The sequence below is a fragment of the Streptomyces sp. NPDC000880 genome (assembly GCF_053599675.1).
This window is the reverse complement of the sequence record NZ_JBSFMS010000134.1, coordinates 1-20076: the sequence shown is the minus strand read 5'-3', so window position 1 is coordinate 20076 and position 20076 is coordinate 1. Positions and strand designations below refer to the sequence as shown.

Annotated in this window: 23 protein-coding genes and 3 pseudogenes; 6 read left to right on the top strand and 20 right to left on the bottom strand. The window is 69.0% G+C overall.

Annotated features, from left to right (window positions below; all coding sequences use genetic code 11):
- From ACWDO5_RS30205 to ACWDO5_RS30125, 17 genes and pseudogenes are all read right to left on the bottom strand, one after another.
- Nucleotides 1–2585, bottom strand: a 2585-nt coding sequence (locus ACWDO5_RS30205; protein WP_450533583.1) for a LysM peptidoglycan-binding domain-containing protein, incomplete at its 3' end; no start/stop codon positions are given.
- Between the two features lie 102 nt (nt 2586–2687).
- Complete coding sequence (locus ACWDO5_RS30200) at nt 2688–3137, bottom strand: pilus assembly protein TadG-related protein (protein WP_450533582.1); 450 nt, start codon at nt 3135–3137, stop codon at nt 2688–2690.
- Complete coding sequence (locus ACWDO5_RS30195) at nt 3134–3514, bottom strand: TadE/TadG family type IV pilus assembly protein (protein ID WP_450533589.1); 381 nt, start codon at nt 3512–3514, stop codon at nt 3134–3136. Before ACWDO5_RS30195 ends, ACWDO5_RS30200 begins: the two co-directional genes overlap by 4 nt.
- 50 nt (nt 3515–3564) lie before the next feature.
- Entirely contained in the window at nt 3565–3978 is a 414-nt protein-coding gene (locus ACWDO5_RS30190) for a TadE/TadG family type IV pilus assembly protein (protein ID WP_450533581.1), read from the bottom strand.
- 3 nt (nt 3979–3981) lie between these two features.
- On the bottom strand, nt 3982–4179 hold the full coding sequence (locus tag ACWDO5_RS30185; protein ID WP_450533579.1) for a hypothetical protein: 198 nt from the start codon (nt 4177–4179) through the stop codon (nt 3982–3984).
- A 45-nt stretch (nt 4180–4224) separates the two neighbouring features.
- The gene (locus tag ACWDO5_RS30180) at nt 4225–5124 is read right to left on the bottom strand and encodes a type II secretion system F family protein (RefSeq protein WP_450533587.1); all 900 of its coding nucleotides are present in this window, start codon (nt 5122–5124) and stop codon (nt 4225–4227) included.
- Nucleotides 5121–6035, bottom strand: coding sequence for a type II secretion system F family protein (locus tag ACWDO5_RS30175; RefSeq protein WP_450533578.1), 915 nt, complete (start codon nt 6033–6035; stop codon nt 5121–5123). Before ACWDO5_RS30175 ends, ACWDO5_RS30180 begins: the two co-directional genes overlap by 4 nt.
- A complete protein-coding gene (locus ACWDO5_RS30170) occupies nt 6035–7384 on the bottom strand; it encodes a CpaF family protein (protein WP_450533577.1) in 1350 nt (449 codons plus the stop codon). The genes ACWDO5_RS30175 and ACWDO5_RS30170 overlap by 1 nt, the downstream gene beginning before the upstream one ends.
- Nucleotides 7381–8238 (bottom strand): hypothetical protein, encoded by an 858-nt coding sequence (locus ACWDO5_RS30165; RefSeq protein WP_450533576.1) that lies wholly within the window; start codon nt 8236–8238, stop codon nt 7381–7383. The genes ACWDO5_RS30170 and ACWDO5_RS30165 overlap by 4 nt, the downstream gene beginning before the upstream one ends.
- Nucleotides 8235–8846, bottom strand: coding sequence for an SAF domain-containing protein (locus ACWDO5_RS30160; protein WP_450533575.1), 612 nt, complete (start codon nt 8844–8846; stop codon nt 8235–8237). The genes ACWDO5_RS30165 and ACWDO5_RS30160 overlap by 4 nt, the downstream gene beginning before the upstream one ends.
- A gap of 170 nt (nt 8847–9016) precedes the next feature.
- On the bottom strand, nt 9017–9493 hold the full coding sequence (locus tag ACWDO5_RS30155; protein WP_450533586.1) for a hypothetical protein: 477 nt from the start codon (nt 9491–9493) through the stop codon (nt 9017–9019).
- Between the two features lie 365 nt (nt 9494–9858).
- Nucleotides 9859–10404: a hypothetical protein gene (locus ACWDO5_RS30150; RefSeq protein WP_450533574.1), complete on the bottom strand. Its 546-nt coding sequence runs from the start codon at nt 10402–10404 to the stop codon at nt 9859–9861.
- A 246-nt stretch (nt 10405–10650) separates the two neighbouring features.
- The gene (locus tag ACWDO5_RS30145) at nt 10651–11172 is read right to left on the bottom strand and encodes an ATP-binding protein (RefSeq protein ID WP_450533573.1); all 522 of its coding nucleotides are present in this window, start codon (nt 11170–11172) and stop codon (nt 10651–10653) included.
- 306 nt (nt 11173–11478) lie between these two features.
- Nucleotides 11479–11619, bottom strand: a complete 141-nt coding sequence (locus tag ACWDO5_RS30140) for a hypothetical protein (RefSeq protein WP_450533572.1) — start codon at nt 11617–11619, stop codon at nt 11479–11481.
- A gap of 302 nt (nt 11620–11921) precedes the next feature.
- Nucleotides 11922–12074 (bottom strand): annotated as a pseudogene (locus tag ACWDO5_RS30135) (IS110 family transposase); the annotation flags it as partial.
- A 41-nt stretch (nt 12075–12115) separates the two neighbouring features.
- Complete coding sequence (locus ACWDO5_RS30130) at nt 12116–13057, bottom strand: ATP-binding protein (RefSeq protein WP_450533571.1); 942 nt, start codon at nt 13055–13057, stop codon at nt 12116–12118.
- A gap of 6 nt (nt 13058–13063) precedes the next feature.
- Complete coding sequence (locus tag ACWDO5_RS30125) at nt 13064–13243, bottom strand: hypothetical protein (protein WP_450533570.1); 180 nt, start codon at nt 13241–13243, stop codon at nt 13064–13066.
- A gap of 156 nt (nt 13244–13399) precedes the next feature.
- On the opposite strand from ACWDO5_RS30125, the gene ACWDO5_RS30120 reads away from it, so the two are divergent.
- From ACWDO5_RS30120 to ACWDO5_RS30100, 5 genes and pseudogenes are all read left to right on the top strand, one after another.
- On the top strand, nt 13400–13858 hold the full coding sequence (locus ACWDO5_RS30120) for a hypothetical protein (protein ID WP_450533568.1): 459 nt from the start codon (nt 13400–13402) through the stop codon (nt 13856–13858).
- Between the two features lie 25 nt (nt 13859–13883).
- The gene (locus ACWDO5_RS30115) at nt 13884–15227 is read left to right on the top strand and encodes a hypothetical protein (RefSeq protein WP_450533567.1); all 1344 of its coding nucleotides are present in this window, start codon (nt 13884–13886) and stop codon (nt 15225–15227) included.
- Between the two features lie 227 nt (nt 15228–15454).
- Nucleotides 15455–15730, top strand: a pseudogene (locus ACWDO5_RS30110) (ATP-binding protein); the annotation flags it as partial.
- A gap of 71 nt (nt 15731–15801) precedes the next feature.
- The gene (locus ACWDO5_RS30105) at nt 15802–15921 is read left to right on the top strand and encodes an ATP-binding protein (protein ID WP_450533585.1); all 120 of its coding nucleotides are present in this window, start codon (nt 15802–15804) and stop codon (nt 15919–15921) included.
- 180 nt (nt 15922–16101) lie between these two features.
- Complete coding sequence (locus tag ACWDO5_RS30100; RefSeq protein WP_450533566.1) at nt 16102–16380, top strand: hypothetical protein; 279 nt, start codon at nt 16102–16104, stop codon at nt 16378–16380.
- 44 nt (nt 16381–16424) lie between these two features.
- Here the strand turns inward: ACWDO5_RS30100 and ACWDO5_RS30095 are convergent, their stop codons facing one another.
- The 3 genes and pseudogenes from ACWDO5_RS30095 to ACWDO5_RS30085 all read right to left on the bottom strand — a co-directional run.
- Nucleotides 16425–17759, bottom strand: a complete 1335-nt coding sequence (locus ACWDO5_RS30095) for an SMODS domain-containing nucleotidyltransferase (protein ID WP_450533565.1) — start codon at nt 17757–17759, stop codon at nt 16425–16427.
- Complete coding sequence (locus ACWDO5_RS30090; RefSeq protein WP_450533564.1) at nt 17756–18907, bottom strand: SAVED domain-containing protein; 1152 nt, start codon at nt 18905–18907, stop codon at nt 17756–17758. Before ACWDO5_RS30090 ends, ACWDO5_RS30095 begins: the two co-directional genes overlap by 4 nt.
- Before the next feature lie 291 nt (nt 18908–19198).
- Nucleotides 19199–19453 (bottom strand): annotated as a pseudogene (locus tag ACWDO5_RS30085) (NAD-dependent DNA ligase LigA); the annotation flags it as partial.
- Nucleotides 19454–19511: 58 nt separating this feature from the next.
- Between ACWDO5_RS30085 and ACWDO5_RS30080 the strand changes: the two are divergent.
- On the top strand, nt 19512–19928 hold the full coding sequence (locus ACWDO5_RS30080) for a hypothetical protein (protein WP_450533563.1): 417 nt from the start codon (nt 19512–19514) through the stop codon (nt 19926–19928).
- Nucleotides 19929–20076 lie beyond the last annotated feature (148 nt).

The following is a 20076-nucleotide window of genomic DNA, read 5'->3' as shown; positions in this document are numbered from 1 at the left end:
GCCCCGATCGCCCGCCGTCGTTCGTCCGAGCCCGGTGGGCCCAGCATCGCGCCGATCATCATCGCCACCGCCAGGCACAGGTGGTCATAGTCCACCCGCGCCTGGCGGGCCAGGCGGAGGACGGCGTCGGTGGCCTGGGTGGCGAGGTGTTCTCGGATCGCGTCGGCCCATAGATAGTCGCCGCCCTGGACGAAGGGCCCACGGTAGTGGGTCAGGGCGTCACGTACGGCGGACAGAGCGTCGTTCCCCAGGTTTTCCATACCGGAGGACGAGAACGCCTCTTTTAGGCTGCGGCTGAAGTCCGCGAGGTCGGTTTCCACGAGCTCCGGATGGAGTTTGTGGAGTTCCCCTTGGAGCAGGACGAATTCCTGCGCGGTGATACCGGTCGCGGCGCGCAGAGCGCGGCGTACGGCACGGCGAAGGTTTTTCAGCCCGTTCTGGTCGCTGCCTGGATCGAGGTGGAGTTTTTCGGCGATGTCCGATGCGAGGAGCCCGGTGGGGTGGGCGGTGAGCAGGGCGAGGAATTCATGGACCTCACCTCGCATGTTGGTGCCGACGGGATCGGGGGTGCCGCGGGCGTAGAGGGTGATGGGCCCGAGGACGTGGAGGCGTACCGGTTTGGTCTGCGCCGGCCGCGACATCTCGACCGCGTGCGGGCGTGTGGGTACGTCATTCGCCTCGGGCGCGGCCGGGATGTTGGGGTGCTCGCCGTCAGGATGCGGGTTGGGGGTGGGGAGGATGTGCAGGCGGGGGCGCTGGCCGTGGGCGGTGAGGAGGACTTCGCTCATGTCTCGTCCGGCCTCGGGCGTGAGGTGGAACAGCCTGAGCGAGCCAGGGTGTTGATCGTGCGCGTCGGGGCGGGCGGTAGTGCCGTCGTCGGCGATGTGCCAGGGCTCGGCTCCGGGCAGCGGGGCACGCAGGGCAAGGACGATGAGCGTGCTGGGGTGGCTGCGGGCGCCCAGTGCCTGAAGTTGTCCGGTGTGGGCGGCGTCCGGCACGGTGAGCAGGATCAGCGTGCCCGGGCCGGTCTCTGGAGCGGAGTTGGCGGGTGCCGGCCCGGTTGCCGCGGGGTCGGTTTCCTGCTCGTCGTGAGTGCGAGCGTGGGCGAGCAGGTGTTGCTCGGCGGCTCGGATGGCCCGTGCGGTATCGGCGCTCTGAGTGAGGGCCGTGAACTGCGTCGGGAGTCCGGGCAGCAGGCACTCGGCCACGTCTTCGGGGACGATCGCCGTGACGCGCGCAGGTCCGGGGCGCTGGCGTTCGGCGGCGGTAAGGACGCCGACCAGGAGGGCGCGGGCAGCGCCCTCGGCACCGGGACCGGTCCAGGCGCAGCCTCCGGGCGTGGCCAACTCGTCAAGCAGGACCTCGGCGCTATCCCGGACACCGATGGTGACCGTGCCCGTACTGCGGGGTTTCTGGGGTGGGGTGCGGTGGGTGACCAGGGCCTCAGGATCCTCTGGCTGGCGGGGCCGGGTGGCCGCATGGGCGGCCTGTGCGGCTTTGTCGACCAGCGGACTGAGGGCAGGCACCTCAGGGTCCCGGTCAGCCTCACGCAGACGATTTTGGTACCAGTACCAGTACCGGCGCGCAGCCAGCAGACCTGCCGCCGCGGTAATACCGATCAGGCTCGCTTCCCCAAGGCCAACCGCGGCAGGGCCGGGCTCCGCGTCCGGCTTCCGGGCCGCGGTCTCATCCTGCCTGACAGGCCCAGCAGGTGCGTGATCACCGCCTGCCTGGTGGCCAGTGCCCGTGTCCTGGTCGTGAGTTGGATGGGCGGGCGCGGTCTCGGTGGGCGGCGCAGCGGGTGCTCGAGGCGTGGCATCCGGGACCGGGGCAGGTGTCGGCGGGGTGGCCTTCTGGGCGACGGGGACAGTCAGTTGCCAGCCGGGCTTGATCAGGTCCGGGTCACTGAGCCGGGCTCCGTCGCCTTGGACGCGGTCCTTGTTCAGCGCGTAGATCCGTGGCCATGTGAGCGCGTCTCCCATGTATGTGTGCGCGATGTCCCACAGGGTGTCGCCCTCGACGACCGTGTAGTCGATGTGCCGGACCGCGTCGGCCTTGCTGGACGGGCCGGGATGCTCCGGACCGGGCCCGGCCGTCGTAGGCTGCGCCGAGGCTGTCGCGGCTACGGCAGGAGGGGCGAGCTGTCGGCTCGGAGCGGGGACGAGAGGGGCTGTCGCGGCGACGTGCGCCCGTACCTCGCCGAGGGAGGAGGACTGCTGAGCGCTGACCGGCTGCGGGCGCCACAGGCCGAGCAGGGCGACGACGAGGGTGCCGATGCACAGCGCGGCCAGCGAGCCCTTCATGGACAGGGCGGCCAGATGCTCATCGTGCGCCTGACGGTCACGCAGCAGCTGCGGAAGATGGGTCGTATACCAGCAAATCTCGCGGACCACGGTGCTGGCGAAGGCGGCCCAGCACACCCAGCCCACTACGGCCAGCAGGTCGATCATCAAGGGATCGCTGACCGGCTGTGTCAGCCGCTGGCCGAACTCGCTGAAGGAGGAGACGCGGTCGGGCCAGGGAAGGCCTGTGGCCCGCCACAGGACGTAGGGCATCCCGACCAGCAGGGCAAATGTGACAGCCAAGGTGCCACCCGCTGTGACGGCCGCGGTCAGACGCTGGCGCAGTTGAGGAGGGTGGATCATCACCGTTTTCTCTCTTCGGCCGGAAGGGGCGGTGAACGTTCTTTATGGAGTGGCGCGTTCGGCGTGCGCGGTGCCACTCGCGTGCACGGTGAGGGTGCGCAGGCCGATCAGCTGCAGGATCTGGGTGTGCTGGTGGTGGATGACGTGGACGGTCACGGCGTCGCCCTTGACCGACGCAGTCCCGCTGTCGCCGGTGGAGGCGACGTAGGCACGGGCCGCCGCCGCGGCCTCGTCGCCCACGAGCCGCACATCGTCCCCGCGCCGCAGTCGGCCGACATCCAGCTGCTGGGCACCCGTGCGGGCGGCCTCCTGCGCCGCGTCCAGAGCCTGGGCCTTGCTGGCCAGGGCGAGCCCGCCGTCGACAACGATCCCGGCGAACAGCCACAGCGCGGCGAAGACGCCGACGACGAACGCTGTGACCTGCCCACGGTCGTCCCCGGCCGCCAGTTGGGCGCGGACATGCGCCAGATGCGCTCGTACTCGTCGCTTCACGGGCTGCTCCTGAATGTGTCGACAACGGAGAAGGCGGTGTCAGCGAGCACCACGTGGCCGGGCATCCCGGTGCGAGTGAGACCGCCCAGGTCGGCAGTGCAGGAGACCTCTGCCGTCACGGTGGCGCCCGGCGCGAGGCCGTCGGTGGTGAGACGGACGCTCGGACGCGTGCAGGATGCTCCCGCCTCGCGCAGTGCCGCGCTCGCCGCCTGCTGCGCCTGGGCGCGGGCGTCGTTGTCGGTGCGGGCCAGGGAGGCGGCTCGGGCAGCTTGGTGGGCGGCGTCCGCCACCACTAAGCGGGCATCGGTGAGCCGCCCGAGTGCCACCACAACCAGCAGTACGAGCACGAGCAGCGGCGTGACCAGCACCAGCTCCACCGCCGCCGAACCCCGCTCCCCATCCACGCGCGCGCGGCGCACGTGTCGGATCACGGCTGGCCCCCGGCTGGGGTGGTGACCTGCTCGGTGGGACCGGAGGCGGTGCCGGAAGCGTGCAGCACCAGCCCCGGGACGGGGAGCACGCGCATCACCGTCCCGTCCACACGGACGGTGGTCTCGGCGGCGGTGCGCGCGGCGGTCACGGACGGGGCGGTCAGGACCCGGCTGCCCAGTGCGGCAAGGCTGCGCCGCGCCTGCGTCCGGCCGTCCGCGGCGGTGCCGTCTTCGACGCGGGCGGCGGCCAGGGCCCGCTGAGCGGCGTACTGGGCGATGTGCTGCGCGTGCCAGACCAGCGCGAACTGCACCACCAGCAGCGCGATCAGCAGAAGCGCCGGGACGACGAGCACCAGCTGGGTACTTGCCGCCCCCCGGTCGCTGCGCAGCCTGCGAAGGAACGCGGTCACGAATTAACCGCCCAGGTCGATGCCGTTGGCCTTGGCCGTGACCTTGGCGACGATGATGCCCACCACGGTCAGGCTCAGGATCACAAGCAGGGCGGTGACCACGATGGTCTCGGTGGTGTAGCCCGCGTCCGAGCGGGCCTTTTGGCGGACCTCGGTCAGGTGTGCGTGTACCAGGCGGGCCAGGATGCCGAGTTGGAACATGGCGAGTGCTCTCTCTACTTGGTCTCGTACGGTTGGATGAGGCATTCAGCGGATCGCCATGACGTAGGCGAGGGCCGGGTAGCCGATCAGCAGCAGGAACGCGGCGAACAGCCCGACCACCGGCAGCGACATCTGCTCGGTCGCCGCCTGCGCCGCGCCATCGGCCTCCGAGATCCTCCGCCGCCGCATCGCCCGCGCCTTCGCCGCCAGTGAGCCGCGGATCTTGGCGCCTTCACTGCCCGCGAGGTTCAGCGTCGAGGCGAGCTCGGTGAGATCACCCACGGCCAACTGCCGTCCCAGGGCACCGAGGTGAGGCCAGGGGCTGGTGCGGGTGAGCTGCGCGACGTGCAGGGCGTGCCGCAGTCTCGACGCCGCCCACCCCTGTGGCGCGGCGACGGCCTGGGCGAGGGCCTGCTGGACTCCGGCGCCGCCCGCGAGCGCGATCACCGTCAGGTCCAGGACGAGGCTGAGGGCATGGCTCATCTCGCGGCGTCGCCGCGCGGCCTGCTGGCGTAGCGACAGGTCGGGGGCGAAGAAGAGCACCACGGCCAGAGCGAGCGAGCCCGCCAACGGCACCCACCAGCCCGCCGCAACACCGGCGCCCACTTGCAGGAGCAGCGCGGCAGCCCAGGGGGCGATGAGTCCGGCGGTGGCGCAGACCGCCTTGCCCGCCAGGTGCTGCTCCTCGTCCGTGCCGCACACGGCCAGGTCCGCACGCAGTGAGGAGGTGGGGAAGCCGAGCGCCCGCACCAGCGGTACCGCGCGCTTGCCCAGCCGGGTGGCCCACTCCGCGTTATCCGCCTCATGCGTACGTGATTCAGGAGGCGGCGCGGGTGTGCTGAGGGCGGTGAGGACGTCGGCGAGGGTGAGCCGGGTTGGACGGAGCCCGTAGACGAGAGCGGTCGCTCCGGCGCCGAACAGCGCACCGAACAGCATGACGATCACCATGCACCTCCCGGTTCGGTGCCCGCTGCAGTGCGGGGAGTGGTCGGGCCGATGAGGCGGACCGGTTCCTCGATACGGCCGATCGCGGTTAGGTAGGTGAAGCTCGCGGCGAACAGGACGCCTACCACCGCGAGCACGGCCTGTCCCCTCAGCGTGTTGAAGGGATCCAGATAGGGGCGGTTGAAGACCATGAGCCCCACCGCCATGCCCAGGGTGACGGTCACCGTTACCCGCACTCCGGTGCGCACGCTGGCCCGTCCCGCGTCGATGCGCTGCCGCATGGCCACCTGCTCGCGCACCGACTCCGCCAACTCGCCCAGGAGTGGCGCGAGTTGACTGGCCTGCTGCTCGGCCGCCATCACCAGCGCGGCCACCACTACATCGGCCAACGGGTCATCGACGTCCTCGGCGAACGCCCGCAGCGCGGCCGGCAGAGGTCGCCCCGACCGGACGGCGGCGGCCAGCTCCCGCATCTCAGACTCCAGCGCGGCCGGAGCGATGTCCGAGGTCGCCAGCACCGCCTGCTCCAGGCCGGCCGCCGCGGACAGGGTGTCGCGCAGCATCTCCGTGCACAGAGCCAGAGCCTCCATCCGCTCCGTCCGCCGTGCCGCGTGCCGGTCCGGGCCGAGCAGGCCGGGCAGGGTGAGCATGGCGACCGCGGTGAGCACAGCCGCCACCGGCCATGTCGTCAGCGCCCCCGCGACCACCCCGGACGTCACCGCGATCACCACTCGCCGCGTGGTCCAGTCCCCAGGCAGCCGCGTCACCAGCGCCCGCCACAGGCCGGGCCTTTCCTCGCGTGCCGCGCGCCGTACGGCGCCGTAGCCGATGGCCACCAGGCCGAGGCCGAACACCGTCCCGCACGCCACCGCGACCCCTGGCCAAACGCCGGGGCCAAACGGGCTGCTCATTAAGCCGCCCCCCACCACTGGAAGGCAGCGCCCTGAGCGTCCAGCCCCGCCGCGACCAGGTCATCGAGGGTCTCGGTGCGCAGCGGGGTGGCAGGCACAGCGCGCCCGTCGGGGCCGGGCCGGTAGACCTCGTTGGAGACGATCTGCGCCCCGTCCGCGTCGATGACCTCGCGCACCGAGTCGATGACCCGGCGCCCTGCCGCATCCCAGCTCAAGTGGACTACGAAGTGGACCGCAGAGGCCACCATCAGGTTCGTCGCCTCCAGCGAGAGTCGCTCCGGGGACTGCGCGGCGTAGGAGGCGAGTTTGGTGAATACCCCTCGCGAGGTGGAGGCGTGGATGGTGGACAGCGAGCCGTCGTTGCCCTGGCTCATGGCGTTGCACATCGGGATGACCTCGGCCCCGCGGATCTCACCGACGATGACCCGGTCCGGGGACATACGCAGCCCCCACCGCACCAGCTCCGCCTGGTCGATGCCGCCCTGCCCCTCGATGTTCGGTTCGCGGGCCTGCATGGCCACCACGTTCGGGTGCGCCACCCGGTCGGCGTCCAGGCCGAGTTCGAAGGTGTCCTCGATCGTGACGAGCCGCTCCTCGGGCGGGATCTCGTGGGCGAAGGCCCGCAGCACGGTGGTCTTGCCGACATTGGTGCCGCCGCCGATGACGATGTTCTTCCGCGCCCGCACTAGCGCTCTCAAGAACGCAGCGAGCTGCTCGTCGCACACGCCCAGCCGCACCAGCTCACTCATCGAGGCCGCCGGGAAGCGGTGGCGGCGGATCGTCAGCGACACCCGGCCGGTCACCGCCATCACCGCGAACAGTCTGGATCCGTCGGGCAGTTGCAGGTTCAGGCGGGGCATGCCCCGGTCGAAGCGTCGCTCCTCACCGCCCGCGTGGGCAGCGAGTGCGCGCACCAGTTCCACCAGTTCCTCATCGGAGGAGGCCACCGGGCTTTCGAGGCGCCACGCACCTGCCGCATCCTTGACCCACACCACGTCGCAGCCGTTGACGCAGATGTTCTCGATCGACCCGTCGGCCAGCAGCCGCTCCAGGCTGCCGGTGCCGAACAGCGCGTCCTCGACCGCCTGCGCGATCCGTTCCTCAGCCGCGACATCGATCACCGCCCGACCCTGGGCCAGGGCCTGGCGCCGTTGGGTACCCAGTTCCTCGGTCAACAGCCGTCCCACCGTGGCCCGGCGCGCCGTCTCATCCTCCGCGGGCAACCCCGCCGATTCGCGCTCGCCTGCGTACGCGGCCAGCCGAGCCGCCACGCGCTGTCGCACCACATGCGCCAGCTCCCGCTCACCACCACCGGGCACCGCACCCGGCGGCATCACCTGCCCGTTCATGATCCGCCCTCCTCGATTCCCGGAACCTGCACCAGACCCCTCCGGCTGCGTCCCGTCAGCTGCGCCCCGCCGTCCTCGGCCACGCGTTCGCCGTCCGTGTCCCCACTCTTGGTCTCGCTCTCGGGTGGCCCTGCCAGCCCACGAGCCAGGGTCCGTGCCGCAGTCATCAGCGGTGGCTGCCGAAACCCGTTAGTGCGCCGTACGCCGTGCTTGGGGCTGTTGATCACGGCCACGCTCTTGGCGTCCCACGGCAGGAAGAGCACCCGCTCGATCCCGAGCGTCTTCTCGATCTCCTCCGCCCGGTACGGGCACGGCCCGACCACGGCAAGCGTCAGCCGCCCGGCATACTCATCAACGTTCAGTCCGTACGCGGACACATGGATCAGCGGTTCCGCTCCGCCCCGCGCCACCAGCACGACCCGGTCGGCCGCGTCCAACAGCGGCTCGACATCCTCGCCCAGGCGCCCCACGTCCAGCAGCACCGTGCCCCGATCGTGGTCGGTCCCCAGCAGCACGCGCCGTCCGGCCTCACCGGCCAGCAGCCGCACGGCCTCCCGGCACGGGCCGCGGCCGGGCACAGCGGCCACCGCCCGCACCCCGCAGGAGAGTTCGCTCGCCGCCCCCAGTAGGGAGCCCGGGTACGGCTTCCCGGCCGCCGCCGCGACATCCAGCAGCGAGGGTGCCGTCGGCAGACCAAAGCGGATCATGACGTCACCGCCGGAGGAGTCCGCCTCCACCATCACCGGCCGCACCCCGCCGTCCGCCTCCGACGGCCACACGGCGGCCAGTGCCAGCGCCGTCGTCGTCACCCCCGGCGCGCCCGTGACCGACCCAACAACGACCAGCCGCCTCACGGAGCCTCACGCCCCTCGGCGGGAAGCACCACGACCCGCGGATGCTCCAGCTGCGCGGCCCGCCGTGCTGCCCCGGTCTCTACCAGCACCGTCACCACCCGTGGCCCGCCCGCGGACTCCGCCTCTCGTACCCCCGTTACCGTCCCCGCCACCGCCGAGGCCGCCTTCTCCTCTTCGTCGTTCACCGCTCCGGTACCGGCCGGGCCGGGAAGGACCGCGACACGTTCCCCGCGAGCGAGATCCGGTGGCGCACCGCCCGGCTCCACGGCGAGCGCCACCTGCGAGAACCCCTTCGGCGGGAAGTCAACGCTCGTCCCCACCTGCCCCGGCGCCAGCAATGCTCCGGCCACCAGCGGTACCTTCGCCCGCCGCCCCAGCACTGTGGCCCGGTCGGCCAGGGGCACCACGCCCACGTCCGCCGCCACCTCCACCGCGCGCAGATCGCCCGGCTTCAGCACCCGACCGGCCGGCACGTCACGGGCCAGCACCAGGACCCGATCCCGCTCACCCACCACCTGTGCGACCAGCGTGAACCCGACCGCTGAGACCACCACCGCCCCCACCCCGGCCCACACCCAGCCCAGCCTGCGCCGCCGAGAACCTGTCACCGTCGGCGGCTGCTCCGGACCCGACCGGCGCGCCCCCGGCACACGGGACCTGGCGCCTTTCAGGGCCGAAGAAGACATGGAGGTACCCACAATTCACCTCGCGATCAAGAGATTTCCAACATTCACCTGCCCAGCCCGTCCAGTACGGGCCGCGCCGTCAATCCGAGCCGTCAACGCGTGACGACGGCCTGCACCTCGTCCACCACCAGCTGCCGTTCAGCGGCCATCACCAGCCCCGGCACCACCCCGGCCTGCCCGCCCCCATGCCACTCGACATCCCAGGTCACCTGCACCGACACCGTGTACGCCTTGCCCGGCGCGGACAGCGACGCCCGCCGATAGGTGTAACCGCAGTCCGGCGACGACGCCTTGGGGCGGTAGCTGTCCGAGTACGGCGTCCCCGGCCCCCGGCACACCACCTCACCGCCCTCACCCATCGACCACACCGCCTTCTGCGGCCGGGCTGTCGCCGTCACCTTCACGCCCTCCACCGCGGCCGACGTCGACACCGGTCCCCAGGTCGTGCGCTCCATCCACATCCACGTGGGCACGTGGACCACCTGCACGAAGTCCTCGTCCGGGCTCGTACGGATCACTGGCTTCGGCAACTTCAGCCGCTCCACCGCCCGCTGAACGACCACTTCCACGGGAACCTGCTGCCCACCGGCCGGCTCCGGCTTCTTTGCCTTTTCACCGTCGAAGCGCGGCAAAATCCCCGCGCCGCCACCCAAGTCGTACTCCCAGCCGCTCAACGCAATCGTCGGCGGCCCCTTCGGCCCTCCACCACCACCGCCGGGCTTCGCCGCCCCTCCATGAGGCACTGGCCTGCTCTTCCCTGAACTGCCCGGGTTCCTCGTTACGCTCTTCGCCTCCGCGTCGCATGCGCCTGGGACACAGGCGACTCCGGCGTACTGCGAGCCGGTACCGTCCGCTCGGGCTGGGACGAACGACACGACAGCAAGCAGCGCCAGGGCGCCCGCGGCCGAACTCCCGGCCGCCATACGGCAGCGGGTCAGCATGATCCGACCTCGTGCATGTAGAGGTCCGAGACTTTCCAAGCCCCCTTGCTGCGCCGGACAGTCGCGTCGGCCTTGAAATGCCCGCCCGGAACGGCGTTCTTCAATTCGCCGTTCGCCTTGTACTGCAGCCAGTTCCTGTCGTCCACGCAGTCCACTAGCACCACTTCCTGGCTGGTCGCCGACGCCACCTTGGGATCGACCTTGGGTGCCCCCTTGCTGACTACCTGTTCCTTCTTGGACTTCTTCAGCCCGTACTTCATCAACTCCAGTGCGCCGCCGGTGGCGTGATCGTCCAGCAGAGGAGAGTCCGCATCGGACGTCTCGGACGCACGGGTCAAGTCCCGCCACATGGCCCGGTAGGCGTCGAGTGCTTCCGCATGCTTGCCATCCGGTGTGCGAGACGCCGTCGTCTCAACCGTCTCCTCTGGCAACGGCCTGGCATCTGATGAGCCCTCTGAGCAGCCCGCCAGCAACAGCCCCGCGACCGCCGTACTCGCCCCGGTCAGAAGCATCTTGGTCCGCCATTGCGTCTTCTTCATCCCCCACCTTCCGTCACTCATGCTGCATGGTCGACCACCCTAAGTGATCAGATGCGACTGGAGTTACCCCGTGTTGCGCCGGTCAATCACGACCGGAGAGGTGAATTCCGTTCTGCCTCCGTCCTGTTGCTTGACGATGCGTCGCTTCGATGCCGCCTCACGAGGAAAAAGGCGGGGCTTGACGCTCGAGTGAGCGACAAGCCCCGCCTGTAACAGCCCTCTATAGCCTGATGCGCCATCCTCGCCCTAGCTCTGCGGCGAAGGGGACAGGCGCCACGAGGGTTTGAATCGGTCACGGGGAGTGGCTGGGAAGGCCAGCCAGGCTGTTTTCGTTCCGCTCCGGCTGCGGAACCCCCAAGCCCCCTCGGTGAGTTCATGAACGATGTGCAGGCCGCGCCCGCGCTCGGACAGCAGCGAGCACAACGCCTCCAGGCCACCCCCGCGGTCCTCCTCTGCCGGGGCGTACGGTGCCACCGCCGGGAGCGCGGGAATCTCCGGGATGCGAGGATCGTGATCCTCGACTTCACAGATGACCTCCACAGCGGTACAACGAAGGCGCATCTCGTACGGTCCGACCGCATGCTCCGTGGCGTTGGCGACGAACTCGGAGACAGCCAGCACCACATCGCTGATCACCTCGCCGTCGTAGCCGTGCTGGTCGAGGGCGCAGCGCAAGGCGGCGCGGGCCTGTGCTGGGGCGTTGGGGGTGCAACTCGTCCAACGCCACACGACACTCGGGGTGACGCCCGGGGCGCGGTGCGAGGTCATCGCCGCCCTCCCCGAGCCGCATGGCGACCTCGTACGACGCGGCGGTGGCGCCCCCGCCCGGGACGTACGCAGTCGCGCGTTTCGAGGAGCGCGAACGGGCCAGCCGTCGTCACGAAGGGCAACAGCAACACGACGGTGAAGAGAATCGGCGCCACGACAGGGACCTCCCCGGCGATCACGGTTGGGACGCGACCACCACACCGTGGATCTCATGAAGAGCGGAATACCTCTCTAACCAGCGCTTTCAAGGACTCTCAACACCGATGTTGTGGTCGGGTGGCCGGAGCTCACGGCGACGTGACCTGGCTACCTGCTGGTGCCGTGCTGGCCCATCTCGGCCGGCTCGCCTGTCGAGTCGAAGTAGCGGGTGGCCTCCCCGGTGGGGGCCGGTTGGACACCCTCGTACCGCAGAACGAGGGTGACGCGGTAAGGCGCGAGACGGTTCATGTCGCACGGCACGAGGTTCGTGCTCGCGATGCCCTCTCCTCTGTTGTTGGCCGTGCTGGTGTGGGTATCCAGCCCGGTCTGCGGATGATGGTGCTGGACGTCTCCGCGAACTGGATCGTAACTGGCAGTGGCTGCAGGATGATCCTGCGGGGCTGCTGCGTCCTGTCGGGCTGCTGCCCATCACCCTCTTCGGCCTGTTCGTCGTCGCGACACTGGTCCCCTTGCACCGCACCACTGCCATGACGGAGAGGAAGCTCCAGGCGGCCATGCCGTCTCTGTGACGACTCGTATGTCGCGAAACATCAAGTGGCCGGGGCGGGTCGGGGGTCGTAGAAGGTGCCGTCGCGGAGCATCGCGTAGAGCCCGGCGGCTCGGCGTCTCGCGAGGCAGAGGATGGCTTGGGTGTGGCGCTTTCCCTGGGCGATCTTCTTGGCGTAGTAGGTCCTGGAGGCCGGGAGCCCCATTGCGGGGCCACGAAAACGGTAATAGGGGGTGTTCAGTGCAGGCCGGAAGGTTGTGAGGGGCCGACCGTCCGGACGGCATGCGTCGATGCCGCGGTCTGGGCGCGGCCGAGTAGGAGTCGGTTCGCGGGCAGCCCGTGGTCCACATAGAGGTCGACCTCGGCTGGCGGCGCGCCAGTGGCGAGCGGGTCGAGTCCGACGGCGACGGCGAGTTCGCCTCGCTCGGCCAGGATCCGGACGAGCCGGGGGTGCGCTGGCGCTTGAACGCCGAAGTGTGAGGCGTCGGGGTGTAGCAGGATGCGGGCCCCGCAATGGATCGTGACCCTCGCTCCGATGTCGGTGAGCGGCTGGCTGGCCTCGACGAGGCCGAAGGCGTCGGCGAGAGCGCGCATCTGCTGCTCGATCCGCTCGTCGGTCTCGCCGTGGCGCCGCGCAGGCGGGTGCGCGAGTAGGACGATCCCGAGCGGGTTGCCATGAGCGTCGGCGCCGATCCACGTCCAGACGCCGAGGGAGGCGAACAGCCCGGCCGATACGGGCACGGTAGCGGCGCGGGCGGGCGCCAGCGTGTGATCAGCGGGCGATGGGGCGGGGGTGTCGAGATTGAACTCAGCCCATACCGTTTTGCCAGCTCCCGCGCGGGATGCCACGCCCCAGTCATCCGCGAGGGCGGCGACGAGGAAGAGCCCGCGCCCGTGGCAGTCGTCGGCGGTGGCGTCCCGCACAGTGGGGGTCCCGTGGCCCTGGTCGCGTACTTCGACACGCAGCCGCTCGTCACCGCGGGCTACCTGTACGAGGAAGTCCCGGCTGGCATCGGTGCTGTGCTCGATCGCGTTCGTGGCGAGTTCGGAGACGCAGACGCGGACGTCGTCGAGGCGGTCGCCGAGCTCCCACGCGGTAAGGGCATCTGCGACAAAGGTCCGCGCGTGCGCGACGGAGGCCGGGTGGCGGCTGAAGTGTCTCTCGCGTGACTGCTGCACGGCCGCCTACCTTCGCGTCGCGGTGTCGCGGGGACGGCTATCGCCCGGGACGCCCAGCAGGAAGGCGAGCCGTTGCGCGGTGCCTGCCTCGTCGCCGGTCTCGCCGAGTTCGTACCCCCAGCCGGTGACGTAGCGTCCGTCGCACGTACCGATGGCCTCAGCAAGAACTGCATTAAGCGGGTTCATAACGCTTACTGTCTGGTCACCCGCCTTTATGACGGAAAGTCCCCGTGCCCTGAGTTGCTCCGCGAGAATGGCCGGTGCGGTAGTCGCGTCCATGCGCCGATCTCACCGCAGTCCCGTGCCGCCCGGCATCTGACAACCTATGACACGGAGTTGATCATGCCCCTGACGGTGACGATTACCGGCACGCGGTCAACGGGGCACCGCGAACTCGCCTGGTACGCGGAGCTGTTCACGCAGTTCCTGGGACCCTTCGCCAGCGATCAGGCCCACTTCCACATCGGGGGTGCGAAGGGCATCGACAGCCTGTCCCTGCTGTGGCTAGCGGGGAACTCGAAGGCAAAGATCACGGTTGTTGCCCCGGGTACGGTCGCGCAGCAGCCGGCCGACGCGAGGCAGGCAATCCAGCGCTGCCGCGAGCGGATCACCGAGATCGTCGAGCTGCGCGCCGAAGAGCTAGGGGCCCCGGCCTATCACGCGCGTAACCGCTGGATGGTCGACCACTCCGACATGGTGATCGGTTTCCCGCTCGACGGGCCCGAAGGCACGTCCGGCACGTGGCAGACCGTCAACTACAGTGCCCAGCAGGGGAAACCTCGCCTGATCGTGCCCGTGTAACCCGTACGGCGGGCATCATGAGGTCATGACCGCGCACGATCGGCGCGTCGGCGCCGCCACCCTCAAGCGGCTCAGGCTGTCCCGCGGCTGGTCACTCGCGGACACCGCACGGGTACTCATCGACGCGGCGTCCCGGCTCGGACAGCCCCTCGGCACCAGCGTCGCCAGTGTCCAGCGGTCCGTGGCCCGGTGGGAGAGCGCAACCGCGCCGATCCTGCCGGGCGAGCGGTACCAGCTCCTACTCGCCCACATCTACGCACGCGGCCCTGACGGGCAGCACAGCCTCGGCCATGGCTCGGACTTCGCCGAACTGCTCGACGCCCTCACCCACTTGGGGGAGAGCAACCGCCGGCTGCACGAGCTGCGTACCCTGCTCGTGCGCACGGCCACGGATGCAGGCGGCGGCCTCCTCGCGCTACTCGGGCCGACGACACAGCACGCCATGACGGCAGCGCTCGCCGATCCATCCCGCATCAACGAGGGGCTGCTCGCCGGGATGTGCGCCGTCATCGGCGACGTGAACGGGCAAGTCGGCAGCATCCCGTTCGTACGCCTGCAACTGCTGCTCGCCCCCGTCGTCGAATCCTGCCGACGGCTGCTGACGAGTGCCGCACCCGAACCGCTGCTTCCTGAGCTGCGCTCGATCGCCGCACAGGCGTACACCCTCGCCGGCAGACTCGCCTTCGAGACCCGCGACGACGAGGCCTCCCGCGCCCTGTACTGCGCGGCCACCGACACGGCCGGTCTCATCGGCGACCCGTGGCGGCGCGCCGTCGTCCACATGAGCCACGCCCTGGTCACCTTGTACTCGACGCCCGGCATCGACGCCGCACGCACCCTCGTCGACGCCGCGGTACGCGACGCACGAGCCGGTGCGAGCATCACCATCCGGGCTCGTGCGCACGCGCTGCAGGCGGAGATCGCCGCACGCGCAGGGGCGGAGCGGCACGCGCAGGCCGCACTGTCGCTGGCGTGGTACGACATAGACGGCGACCGGGACGGCGACCCGTCGCCGAGCAGCTTCTCACCCGCCCACCTGCGCGGCTTCGACGGGCTGTGCGAGCTGTACGTTGGCGATCCGGCCATCGCTCACGATGCGTTCGCCCGGTCCGCCCAAGCGCTCACCACGCCACGCGAGCGCGTACAGCACACCATCGTCGCCACCGATCAGGCACTGGCCCGCATCCGGCTCGATGACCCGCACGCCGCCGCCGAGCTACTGCACGAATGCATCGACGGCGCCTCGAGCACAGGCGGCCGGGTCGCCACCATCCGGCTGCGCCGGGCACGGCGTGAACTCCGCCCATGGCGTACCGAGAACTTCGTCGCCGACCTCGACGACCACCTGATCGACGCCCTCGGCGCGTAGGGCCAGAATGCCGCTCACCGTCGTCGGTCAGGCTTGAATGCCAGGGACCCCGAAGCCGCCCGGGGGTAATGGGGGGCAGACGCCTTACTGCGCCACGAACCGCCCGATAGAGTTGATCGACTATCAAACTCGGGGAGGGGCGCGGCGTGAGCGTGGTGCACGTCAGGTTGGCGACCGTGGTCTTCCACTACGGCCAGACCCAGGACTACGCCCCCGAGTTCACCTCGATGGTCCGCGCTAATAACGACGAGACACAACTGAAGGCGCTCAAAGACCAGTACGGTGTCGAGCCGAAGGCCCTCGACGACGTCCTTCTCCTGGTCCCCGCCGACCAGCTCCAGGAGCGGCGCGCTGAAGAGCGCGGACGCCATCGGCTGGCTCGCCGGGCCCTTCGTGCCTACCTGCGTCCGAACGTCATGGTCGTCGACGAGGTCGGCTACCAGCCCCTCGAATGCGCCGAGGCGAACCCGGTCTTCCAGGTCGTCTCCAAACGCTACGAGAAGGGATCCATCATCCTCACCTCCAACAAGAGCTTCGGAAAATGGGGACAGGCGTTCGATGAGGTGACGAGGTACTGGCCACCGCCGTCCTCGACCGCCTCCTCCACCACTGCGACGCCATCTCCATCAACGGCCCCAGCTACCGGCTGAAGAACCGTCTCGCCGCCCTCGAAGAAGCCGCCAGCGTCGCCTGACGGTCAACCAGGTGGACACATGAGCCCGTACCTACCTGGGCACGTGACCCTGAACCTCGACACCAGAACGAACGCGCCCGCATCGGCGACGCCATCGACTGGCTCCTGGCCGGCAAGCCCACCCGCTCCGACGGCAGCCTCACCATCGTCGCCCTCGCCATCGAAGCGGATGTCCACCGCATGGCACTGCACAAGCGACACGCCGACCTCAGGGAAGCCTTCTACGGCGCCGTCCGCGCCGAGACCCACCAGACCCCAGAAGTCGAAAAGCGTCTGCGCAAGGATGTCGCCCAACTGAAGGCGAGCCTGAAGGCGGCACGCGACTCGGAAGCTGAGGCTTGGAGCCGGGCCGAGCAGCTCGCTCTCGCCGCCGCCGTCCTCGCCTGCTGGCACGGTTCGGGAGGGCAACCCGCCCCTCTGCCCGACAACGTCATCCCGATGCCGGGCCTGGACCGCTGACCAACCGAGGCCGTACCCGCGAGGCACGCGGAACAGCGCAGCGTTTAGGCGATTGCGACATCGTGGTGATCGGTGGCGAGGATCACGCGATCCTTAACGATGTACACCTCTACATAATGGCGGCCTCGCCACGAGGTCGATTCGCGGCGTGTGCGGGTCCGCTTCTCGTCTAGCACGATCTCACCGCGGAGCTGACCGGCGTCGGCCGCCTCACTGCCGCGGTTGCGAACCTTCCAGTAGAGATCGTAGGGCTCCGGTACATCGGTGTTGATGGTGAATTGGAGGCTCTGCAAGGGGCTGACCCTGCGGAGGCGTTGCAGCGAGCCGTGACGGAAACCGTCCTTCGGCAGGACCTCCGCGTTAATGCGGACACTGCGGCCACCCCTCCAGACGAAGCCGAAATCCTCGATGTACTGCTCGTGCGGAGCGCGGCTCTCGCGGATCGGTTGGATTGCCGCGGCCTTCGCCAGGGCTGCCTCGGTGGTCGTGGGCGGCTGGAATGCGGTTCCAAACACACGTTGCCATGCGGCGAGGCTCTGGGTCTTGTCCTCGTGCTCGTAGGCCTCGGTCACCCAGCTGCTGTACAGCCTGATTTTGTTGCGGAAGTTGGCGTACTGGTCCTGGTCCCATCGGTGGTTGAAGGTAGTCCCCGGGCAGCTGGGGTCGGGCAGGGTGGGCATCATCGGATAGAGGTCGAGCCACGCCGCAAGGTCGTCGAGCAGCGACTTCAGGGCCGTGGGGGTATCGCTGTAGCGCGCCTGCTCGTGCCAAGTCTGGACGCGTTCGCCCAGCAGCGTAGTGAGGATCACTGAGGGCACCGTGAAGGTGTGTTTGTAGTCACGCAGGTACTTCAGGAGGCGAATCACCCGGCGCAGGTTTCCGTTGGTGAGGTCGTCCTTCTCCTTCATCCAGTCGGTGAAGCCCTGAGGGTTGGTCTCCTCGAACTCGTTGGCGGCGTAGTTGACGATGACTTCCCGACCGTCGGCGAGGACGAGGTAGGGCACGACGTCGACATGGCAGTCACCGGCGTAGACGATGCGGCAGCACCGGTTCATCTTCGTCACCATCGTCTTGTAGGTGCTGGACCGTTTGAACGCTGCGCGGACCTCGCGCAGGTTGTCCCGGGGGCTCCAGCCGTCGACTTCCTGGAGGTGGAGCAGGAAGTCAGCGTCGAACTCGTGCCCGTTGAAGGGCTTGATGATCGTGCGATGGGCCCAGGACCCCTGGGGCACGTGATCCTGGTAGAGCTCGCCGATCTGCTGGTCGGCTCGCAGCGCCGAGACGATGGCTGCGACGCGGTCGTCGAGTTGGTTCAGGCGGGTCTGGTTAAGGTTGACGGCGTTCTTGAGGAAGGCGCTGAAGTAGGCGAGCAGTTTCATTGGATCTCCAGCGCGGCGGTGTAATAGCCGTCGGTGCGGTCGTAAATGACGAGGGCCGGGTGGACGTGGGCGTCGTGGAGGCGGCCGAGCGCCACGGCCGCCGACACGGGGGCTGCTGCTAGGACATAAAGGCGCCTGATGTGCTTGTGCTGGGCTTCGAGCGTGGACATCAGCGACCTCAGCGTGGAGGTGTACGCGTTGAGGGAGTCCATGGAGTTGATGACGTCGACGGACGGCGTGGTGCCGTCCGGGCTGACGTGCCAGCGGGGCAGGTCGCACAGCTCAACAGGCAGCTCGGTCTCCTGGATGCTGCCTGAGATGTTCAGCAACAGAACCCCCTCGGCCGGCTGCTCGCAGGCGCCCGGCGTGGACTCAACATGGAAGTCAACAGGGGAAGTTGGGGTCTCTGGCCATGACCAGGCCTCGGTGCTGCGGTGGCGCTGGTAGATGGTCACGGCGAAGGTGTCATCGAGACGGGAGCCGAAGTACACCAGCAGCGGGAGGCGGGCGAATCCGAAGACACTGACGTGACGCACCGAGTCCTGTCGCAGGGCCTCCGCCAGCCGGTACTCGAGGACTTGGTCGATCTGTCGGCAGCACTGCTGCCAATATGTGGCATCTCCGTGCTCCTCGCCGAACACCTGACGCAGGTCCACTTCGAAGCCGTCCCCGTGCAGGCTCAACGGGAACTCAGGGAATCGACCCTCGGAGCGGATCACCGCCTCGGCTGTGGTGGCCTTGGTGAGCTCGACTTCTCGGCCCCGAACCTTGCCAATGAGGCGGATGACGACGGTGCCGTCCGCAGGATTGAGACCTGTCATCCTGCGGATCCACTCCTCACGCTCGCGCTTGATCCGGCGTAGGCGTTCCACTGTCATGAGGTCCAGCGAGCCGGCACGGTCGATCTCGTTGTGCTCGCCGCGGCACAGCAGCATGAGGTTTTCGGCCAGATCACGCTGGTCGGTCGGCAGCAGGTCTTGGCCGCGGGGAGACCCCGGGGTGGTGTCCCGGCCCACGATGTGCGCCAGTTCGCCGAGGGTGTAGTCCTTGTAGGTCAGTTTTCCTTCGAGGAGGTACGCGCTGCAGAACTCGCACCTGCCTCCCGCACGCACCCATACCTTGAGCCGCTCCAGGTCGGAGATCGCCATCGGGTTGCTCCCTTACAGCGTCCGGGTGTGCGCAAGACAACTACCAGAAAATCACAGCCCACTGACAGTGAGGGTGTTCATGGCCTGAGCCGGCCCGTCTCCCTCGGCCTCCGACGTGACGGGACGATGTCCCCTCGCGGAATTGAACCCACCCACGCTCTGCGACACCCCAAACGAAGAACGGTCCTTCTCAGCCGCCAGCGTCTCGGGGATGCCGCGTGTAGTGGGGCGTCGCTGCCTCTGGCTCCTCGCTCCGAGGCAGGAGGGTGAACAGAAGAACCTGACAGGGTACGCGCCGGTGACGACGACCGTCATCTCGACCAGCGGCCCGCCCGCCGACTCCGCACTCTCCGAGCTGCTTTCGGCGTCACCGGCAGCCGTCGTGGCGGGGTGGCGCCGGGTTCGGTCATGTTCACCCCGGCCGCGGCGAGTTTGTTTGTCGATGAGCGGGGCGAGTTCGGCGAGCTCCGCAACGATGGACGGCGCCTTCTCGGTGCCGATGCCCTCGACCTGCTGCATCGTTTCGGCATCGGCGGCGTGGACATTCCCGGTTATTCACAACCCGTTCGATCCGAAGGGCCAAGGCGCCAGCTTCCCGGTCACCTTGTACCGGTACTTCGACCACTCCGAGCTTGCCAAAGACTCGTACCTGATCGACGCCCCGCCCGAGCTGGAGCAGCACGGCGAGTGGTACCGGCAGATGTTCTACGACTTGCTGGCCCTGGGCGTGAAGGTTTCCCTGGGCGCGGTCATTCACGAGGACACCAAGCGCCGCATCATCGAGGGCCCCGACCGTGTCGGCCAGTCGCAGGAGTCCGCGCGGCAGGAAGGGGAGACGCCCGAGGTGGCGCCGCGAGGCGCGGACGCCCAGAGAGACTGCCCGGGGACGGGACAGGAAGGAGAAGTGATCTTCCAAGAGCCGGGGGACGACTGGCACGTCAAGTGCCGCGTATGCGGTGTTCGGTGGGCGGACGGCAGCAGCGTCGTTCCGTCCCACCAGGACCGGCGTAATCGGTCATAACATCTGTGCCCCTGCTCTCTGGGTGGAGGCCAGAACGCAATCGGCGAACGGTCCTAAGAACTCCTAACAAAGTGAGAGGTTGACCAGTCGGCGCCAGCAGATGATGCCGCAGGCCAGGCTGAGGAAGGCTTCGTGGATGTCGTCGCGG

Bases quoted from the DNA above. Each gene is read 5' to 3' on its own strand.
- ACWDO5_RS30175 (WP_450533578.1), bottom strand. From the start codon at position 6,035: ATGAGCAGCCCGTTTGGCCCCGGCGTTTGGCCAGGGGTCGCGGTGGCG.
- ACWDO5_RS30125 (WP_450533570.1), bottom strand. From the start codon at position 13,243: ATGAACCCGCTTAATGCAGTTCTTGCTGAGGCCATCGGTACGTGCGAC.
- ACWDO5_RS30170 (WP_450533577.1), bottom strand. From the start codon at position 7,384: ATGAACGGGCAGGTGATGCCGCCGGGTGCGGTGCCCGGTGGTGGTGAG.
- ACWDO5_RS30145 (WP_450533573.1), bottom strand. From the start codon at position 11,172: ATGACCTCGCACCGCGCCCCGGGCGTCACCCCGAGTGTCGTGTGGCGT.
- ACWDO5_RS30115 (WP_450533567.1), top strand. From the start codon at position 13,884: ATGACCGCGCACGATCGGCGCGTCGGCGCCGCCACCCTCAAGCGGCTC.
- ACWDO5_RS30140 (WP_450533572.1), bottom strand. From the start codon at position 11,619: ATGAACCGTCTCGCGCCTTACCGCGTCACCCTCGTTCTGCGGTACGAG.
- ACWDO5_RS30185 (WP_450533579.1), bottom strand. From the start codon at position 4,179: ATGTTCCAACTCGGCATCCTGGCCCGCCTGGTACACGCACACCTGACC.
- ACWDO5_RS30090 (WP_450533564.1), bottom strand. From the start codon at position 18,907: ATGGCGATCTCCGACCTGGAGCGGCTCAAGGTATGGGTGCGTGCGGGA.
- ACWDO5_RS30150 (WP_450533574.1), bottom strand. From the start codon at position 10,404: ATGAAGAAGACGCAATGGCGGACCAAGATGCTTCTGACCGGGGCGAGT.
- ACWDO5_RS30095 (WP_450533565.1), bottom strand. From the start codon at position 17,759: ATGAAACTGCTCGCCTACTTCAGCGCCTTCCTCAAGAACGCCGTCAAC.
- ACWDO5_RS30100 (WP_450533566.1), top strand. From the start codon at position 16,102: ATGGCACTGCACAAGCGACACGCCGACCTCAGGGAAGCCTTCTACGGC.
- ACWDO5_RS30120 (WP_450533568.1), top strand. From the start codon at position 13,400: ATGCCCCTGACGGTGACGATTACCGGCACGCGGTCAACGGGGCACCGC.